The organism is Dyadobacter alkalitolerans DSM 23607 (assembly GCF_000428845.1).
GTDB lineage: Bacteria > Bacteroidota > Bacteroidia > Cytophagales > Spirosomataceae > Dyadobacter > Dyadobacter alkalitolerans.
Genome location: NZ_AUAS01000007.1, coordinates 379,903 through 386,195 on the forward strand (window position 1 = coordinate 379,903; position 6,293 = coordinate 386,195).

6 protein-coding genes are annotated in these 6,293 nt (G+C 45.1%); 4 read left to right on the plus strand and 2 right to left on the minus strand.

Features of this window, described 5'->3' with window-relative positions; all coding sequences use genetic code 11:
- The first annotated feature begins 6 nt into the window (after positions 1-6).
- The 3 genes from G395_RS29610 to G395_RS0116680 all read left to right on the plus strand — a co-directional run bounded on the left by G395_RS29610 (position 7) and on the right by G395_RS0116680 (position 3,732).
- On the plus strand, positions 7-465 hold the full coding sequence (locus tag G395_RS29610; RefSeq protein ID WP_211237782.1) for a pirin-like C-terminal cupin domain-containing protein: 459 nt from the start codon (positions 7-9) through the stop codon (positions 463-465).
- Between the two features lie 155 nt (positions 466-620).
- On the plus strand, positions 621-2,021 hold the full coding sequence (locus G395_RS0116675; protein WP_026631094.1) for an ATP-binding protein: 1,401 nt from the start codon (positions 621-623) through the stop codon (positions 2,019-2,021).
- A 43-nt stretch (positions 2,022-2,064) separates the two neighbouring features.
- Entirely contained in the window at positions 2,065-3,732 is a 1,668-nt protein-coding gene (locus tag G395_RS0116680; RefSeq protein ID WP_026631095.1) for an NAD(P)/FAD-dependent oxidoreductase, read from the plus strand.
- Positions 3,733-4,386: 654 nt separating this feature from the next.
- On the opposite strand, the gene G395_RS32765 is transcribed toward G395_RS0116680, so the two are convergent.
- Positions 4,387-5,118, minus strand: coding sequence for a hypothetical protein (locus G395_RS32765; protein ID WP_229204193.1), 732 nt, complete (start codon positions 5,116-5,118; stop codon positions 4,387-4,389).
- Between the two features lie 12 nt (positions 5,119-5,130).
- The gene (locus G395_RS32770) at positions 5,131-5,304 is read right to left on the minus strand and encodes an Arm DNA-binding domain-containing protein (RefSeq protein ID WP_229204198.1); all 174 of its coding nucleotides are present in this window, start codon (positions 5,302-5,304) and stop codon (positions 5,131-5,133) included.
- 358 nt (positions 5,305-5,662) lie between these two features.
- On the opposite strand from G395_RS32770, the gene G395_RS0116690 reads away from it, so the two are divergent.
- Positions 5,663-6,293: transposase (locus G395_RS0116690; protein WP_026631097.1), on the plus strand; the 631-nt coding region annotated here is incomplete at its 3' end.

Sequence of the window (6,293 nt, forward strand, 5' to 3'; positions counted from 1 at the left end):
AACAAGGTGCCCTACAAAAAACTTCCGAATGGCAAGGGATCTATCAAAGTGATAGTCGGTTCATTTGAGGATATTAATTCAGTGATACCAAGTTATTCGAAGCAGTTTCTGTTTCATATTCATTTAGAACCAGGTGCTGTGTTCGACATCGATATTGCCGATAAACTTGAAGTAGCGGCTTTTCTACCTGAGCGGCTAGGCATCATCAATAATGAGAAGTTCAATGCCGGCGATTTTGTGGAATTTGACAGAAATGAAGGTAGCATAGAAATTGAAAATACGAATACAGAGGCCATTGATATTTTATTGTTCGGTGGCGAGACTTATCAGGAACCCATCTTTGCCGAGGGGCCTTTTGTAATGAATTCTAAACTGGATATCGCCAACGCTTACCGGGATTATTTCAACGGCCGATACGGTAAAATTGATTATGATAAACAAAGATTAGCGCCGTGGAAAGTTTGATTACCAGGCGCATAAGTTCAACCATATCTGCTAGGCGAACAATTATCACGCTGTCCCCCTTCTTGCTGAGAAACGAGGAGTCGTGAAAGGTCATGCCGGTGGAATCCTATTTGATTAAGTGTTAAGTCAGCTCTGCTTTAATATCCTGTTTTGCCATGAAAAATGTGACTGTTGAATGGTTAAGAGCCATTGAGAGCCTAAAAGATGTGCCTGATGATCAGCTCCAATGGTTCATTAATCGAGGGGCCGTCCTTGAATTGTCGGCGGGTTCAAGTTTATTCAGGCAAGGAGAACCGATGCCTGGGCCTTTTGTGATCACGTCAGGGAAGTTGATGCTGAGCGTGCCGCGTGGCCAAGAATTGCAAGAGGCTGGCGTGCTCGAAGTCGGCGCGATCGGAGGGTATCTGCCGTTCTCCCGGGGCAAGGTGGCCAGTGTCGTTGCCGAAGTAGTAGAGGACTTGTCCTACCTACTGTTGCCACTTGACCAGTTAGATGAGATGATTCGCTCGCAATTCGCGCTGACACAGGCCCTAGTCCATGTGATGGCCAACCGCATTAAGGAATCAACCGCCTTCGAACAGCATAACGAAAAGATGATGGCCTTGGGCAAGTTGTCGGCGGGCTTGGCCCACGAACTTAACAACCCGGCTGCGGCCGTCGTACGGGGATCTGTTTCCTTAATGACGCATCTAAAACTTGTGCCGGAAACTCTTGCACAGGTCATGTCGCTTCGGCTAGATGACGCAGCAATAGGCTTCCTAAGCAATAAGTTGTTCGGCGCAAGGTCAAGATCGGAAAAACGGGTACTGAGCATGATGGAGAGATCATCTTTGGAAGATGACATGCTGGACTGGCTGGATAAGAACGAAGTGTATGTCGCGGCCGATATGGCCGAAAACCTGGTCGATTTTGGTTTTAGCATCGAAGAAATGGATGATATTATAGTTCATATCCCGGCCAATGCGATTTCACCAGTCTTCAACTGGATCAACAGCAATCTCGTCACAGAAAAAATAATGGTGGATATTCATGAGGCTTCCGGCCGCATATCCGAACTGGTAGGTGCTGTAAAGACCTTTACCCATATGGATCAGGGTCACGGGAAACAATATGCAGATATCCATACCGGTATCCGCAACACGGTGACCATGTTACAGCACAAGATACGAAATGGCAATATTCAGGTCATCGAGAATTATGATACTAGTCTACCAGAGGTAAATGTACTGATCGGTGAATTGAACCAGGTATGGACTAACCTGCTGGATAATGCCCTGGATGCCATGGAGAACAAACAAAATGGTCAATTGACCCTCACTACCGCCCGCGCCAAGGATTGCGTACGTGTAACTATCTCGGATAACGGGCCAGGCATACCTGATGAAGTTAAAACCCGAATATTTGACCCTTTCTTTACCACCAAACAGATCGGAAAAGGGACCGGCCTGGGCTTGGATGTGGTGGTGCGGATCATTAAACAGCATAAAGGAGCCGTCAAGGTCAATTCCAAACCGGGGCAAACAGATTTTATTGTGGAGTTTCCCATCCATGGATAACAAGCTATAAGCCTGAAATTTACCCTTACACTTTAATAATATTATGAGTTTACCAATCATATTTTGTATAGATGACGACGCTCAGGTATTACGAGCCATTACCCGCGACCTGAAAAGCCGTTACCGGGACCGCTACCGGATATTGAGTACTACGATTGTGGAGGAGGGGTTGAATAGCTTGCAGGAAATAAACAATAGGGGTGATGTCGTTGCTTTGCTGCTGTCGGACCAGCGTATGCCCGAGATGCAGGGCGTTGATTTCCTGGTCAAGGCAATGCAGTATTTTCCAGAAGCAAAACGGGCGTTGCTGACCGCATACTCCGATAAAGATTCCGCAATTAAGGCTATCAATGAAGTAAAATTGGATTATTATCTGGTTAAGCCCTGGGACCCGCCTGAGGAAAAGCTATTTCCGGTGATCGACGATCTGCTGCATGATTGGCAATGCGATTATCACCCCGTTTTCAAAGGAATCAAAGTTATCGGTTATCCATACTCTCAAAGATCTCATGAGCTCAAGGATTTTCTGGCAGGCAATCTGGTTCCTTATCAATGGCTAGATATAAAGGTAGATAAAGACGGCATTAAACTATTGGCTAATAATGGCTTGACTGAGTCAGACTTGCCGGTGGTGTTTCTAGAAGACGGCAGATACCTGACCAAACCAAGCTTGGTGGAGCTTGCGGGCATGATCGGTTTAAACCCGCAGCACGAACGTCACGATGTTTATGATGTGGTGATTATCGGTGCGGGACCGGCAGGTCTGGCGGCAGGTGTTTACGGTGCATCCGAGGGATTGAAGACGTTGCTGATAGAGCGCCGTGCGCCTGGTGGGCAAGCGGGTACCAGTTCGCGAATCGAAAATTACTTGGGCTTCCCTACCGGATTGAGTGGTGCCGAATTGACACGCCGTGCCATGACTCAGGCAACCCGTCTGGGAACGCAGTTCCTTTCGCCGCAGTCAGTACGGTCTATAGAACATAAAGATGGATATAAAAGGATCACGCTCGACAATGCCGAAGATGTCATTACGCGCAGCGTGATCATTACTACCGGAGTTGATTACCGCAAACTGGAGACTGCCGGGATTGCAGATTTCACAGGGGCCGGGATATACTACGGCGCGGCCATGACGGAGGCTACCGCGTGCAAAGGCAAAGATGTTTATATTGTTGGCGGAGGCAACTCTGCCGGGCAAGCCGCCATGCACTTGTCAAAATTCGCTGGGAACGTTTACATTCTCATCCGCAAAGATGACTTGACGGAAACCATGTCTGCATACCTTATCAATCAGATCGGGGCAGAAAGCAATATACATGTTTTACCAAGAGTAGAGATTGCAGCTGCTCATGGTTCGGACAAGTTGGATAGCTTGGATATCCGGTCTTTCGATACTCAGAAAGTGAGCAATCACCTGGCAGATGCCCTTTACATTTTTATTGGCGCAAAGCCATTCACTGATTGGATCGAACTTGACATCATAAAAGATGAAAAAGGTTTTTTACAAACCGGCCGCGACCTTAAGGTTCATAAAGACTATTCAAAGATCTGGAAACAAAAACGCGATCCTTACCTGCTAGAAACAAGTAGCCCCGGAATCTTTGCCGCTGGTGATGTAAGAGCCGGTGCTATGAATCGCGTGGCCTCAGCCGTAGGGGAGGGTTCTATGGCGATTAGTTTTGTGCATAAATATTTAGCCGAAGTAAAATAGAGAAAACACGAAGGTAAAAGGTTTATCAAAACGACAATTTTGATAGACTCTGCTCTTATTCAACAATCTCTGTCACTTACATCTGCAATAAACGTATTCCAAGTCTGTCATGCTTTAAAACAAGACTTCCAAATCTATATATAACCGGTTTAGGTTGACAAATTATTCGGTGGTTAAAATCAAATATAAGCTATCTCCTTTTTTGTTGGATATCTGAATCGAATTGGCCAAAATGGTACAGTTAATTTAAATAAAAGCACCTTAAATCAAACTTTGTCAGTCTACACGGATTAAAGCACAGTATCTTAAATCAGTTTTGCAATTGATGCTAGGAGTGGCAATCTTGATTCAGCGGTGCAAAACGAAGTTAAAGACTGTCGATTATTGAATCAGATTTAACATAACAATATGGGGAAATGCTTTATTCGGTTGAATTGCAGGGTTCAGCTGTTCAATTCGTGTCGTTTATCTTTTCCAACGTCGATGTGTCCATAACCAGCCATAGGGCTCTTCGTTGATATTTTCCGTGAGTAGATTCACATACGTACCGGCGATAGCTGGCTGTGGAAAAACCACCGTGGTTCCCGAAAATGTTTGAGTTTGTTTGTCTTTGTTTGAAAATGTTCGAAGCTTGATTTCAGACTTGCCGGGGCGTTACTTCCGCCCAAGTGGTATTAGCATTTCCTTGCTCTTTTTGTCTAAAATGTATTCCTGACCGATCAACACATCCCCTTTCTTCCTCTGAGGTCGAAGCTTTAAAAAATTACCGCGCTCATCCTCCACAATCTCGCCATTCTGCATTAGAAGACGATAGGCTGGTGCATTTCCGTAAGCCTCAATAATCCTGAGACGCTCTCGATACTCTTCGTCTGTTGAGATTAGCCAAGAAAATAAAATCGAGCAAATTATCGCAACAACAGACCATGGAAGACTCTGCGCCAAGCCGTAATAGAAAGCTTGCTTTCTGTCAGAAAAATGAACTGGTCGTTGATTGCTTTTGATTGCAGCTGCTGCTTTGTCAATTGTGTCTACGGATTGATCGACACCGGCCTTAATGCGGTCAAAGTGTTCTTCAACCTCGGCTAGCAACAAAGCAGACCAGTCATCGATTTCTTGGGCATATTCATACTGCGATATGAATTCGTAGTCAAGTTTCTTGATTTCGAAATCTTCTGCCTGGTACTTCCACTTAATAAAGTCACGAGTGTGTTTCAGGCAAGTCTCATACCGCTCCAATGTGCCTGGTGCAAAATCAGCTCCGATCAAAGCAGCAATCTGATTATTGTTCTCTCGAAAAATGGGCAGAATAGTTTTCCCGCTTTCCGTTCTGCCCAAAAGAATATTCTTGATAGCTTCTGAGGTGACCTCTTTGTTTGCCTCAATCAATGATCGCTTTGCTTAGTAAATCTTCGAGGTAAGCGTATCGAGGTAGGCATTTAAAGTTTTAGTATCCTCCTTGTTACCGGTCGCCCGACCAGCACCTACACTCCACTTGGACGGGTGCCAGATACGTTTGGTGGAGATGTCCTTTGGGATGCCATTGATGGTGACACGGCAGTACACATAGCGCATTCCGTCTGCTAATTCTGGATTGGGTCTTTTCAAAAAAGAAAATCAACCCGAAGCTTGTTTCTAACATAGTACATAATGTTTAAGATGAACAAAAATCGAATTGTTACCATTGAAACGCAAGATGTTCACGGGGTGAACATCTTGCTAACCAGCTAGTTAACTACCTAATCGTGGAAGTTTTTTTGGAGTAATCTTACTTCCACGAATCGCTACAATTTTATTGGGAATTTTTGAATATTTTGGTGTAGCCCAAAAACGCAAAAGAGGCTGTCTCAAAAGAGGCAGTCTTTTTTCGTTTTTATCGGTTGTAAAGTTTTTCTGAATTGATTATCTTTAGGTATAAGCAATTCAGAAAAAAATGGGTCGCCGCCAGCCTAATTTTAAGCCCTATCACCAGCAGCAGTTGATGCTGCTCCCTCCCAGTCTAGAAGAATTGATCCCCAAGGGGCATGTTGTGCGTGTGGTAGACGATGTGATCAATAAGATTAATTTAGAGCCGCTCAATGCTGCCTACTACCTCACCGGTCCTGCAAGTTATCATCCCCAAATGCTCTTAAAAGTGCTCGTATTTGGCTATATGAGCAACATCTATTCTAGCAGGAAGCTGGAAGCGGCTTGTAAGGAGAGCATTTACTTTATGTATCTGAGCTCAATGAGCTTCCCCGACCATAACACGATCAACCGTTTTCGAGGCGTGCGTTTGAAGGATACGTTCCGGACGATTTTCGAGCAAGTGGTCAGTTTGCTAGCCCAGGAAGGTTATTTGAGCATTGAAGAGGTTTTTACCGATGGCACCAAAATCGAAGCGAATGCTAATAAATACACCTTTGTCTGGAAAAAGGCCATTGCCACCAACAAAGAGAAAATGAAGAAGCAACTGGCCGATATCTGGGCGTATGCCCAGAGCGTGGCCGCCAGCGAGGACAACCTGCCCGAACCGCCTGACCTGACGACGATCAACAAAGAAAAAGTGCAGGATACGGTTGATA